The organism is Penaeicola halotolerans (genome assembly GCF_016464625.1).
In the GTDB taxonomy this organism is placed as follows: Bacteria; Bacteroidota; Bacteroidia; order Cytophagales; family Cyclobacteriaceae; genus Penaeicola; species Penaeicola halotolerans.
The window spans coordinates 1-232 of sequence record NZ_JAEAGO010000250.1 but is presented as its reverse complement, the minus strand read 5'-3'; the positions used below and the strand labels follow the sequence as shown (position 1 = coordinate 232).

At 38.4% G+C, this 232-nt stretch carries 1 protein-coding gene; it reads right to left on the bottom strand.

Going from position 1 to position 232, the window contains the following annotated elements; all coding sequences use genetic code 11:
- Window positions 1-64: 64 nt before the first annotated feature.
- The coding region (locus I5349_RS14180; protein ID WP_226391407.1) for a DUF3109 family protein at window positions 65-232 on the bottom strand (168 nt) is incomplete at its 5' end.

Below are 232 nucleotides of genomic sequence, written 5' to 3'. Positions count from 1 at the left end.
GTGATATGATCCAGCAGCTTCCAAAACTTAATCAAGCGCATAGCGAGAAGTTGAAATAATTGCTTCAGCCTTCTACCTCCTGCACCAATTCATCATACCAAACTTGACCATACTTTCTGACTAGCGCATCTTTTAGAAATTTATATATAGGCAGTTCCAAAGCTTTTTCTAAACTACATGCTGGATTGCAAATATGCCATCTATCGTAGTTCAGCGCATCACATAGAACAAA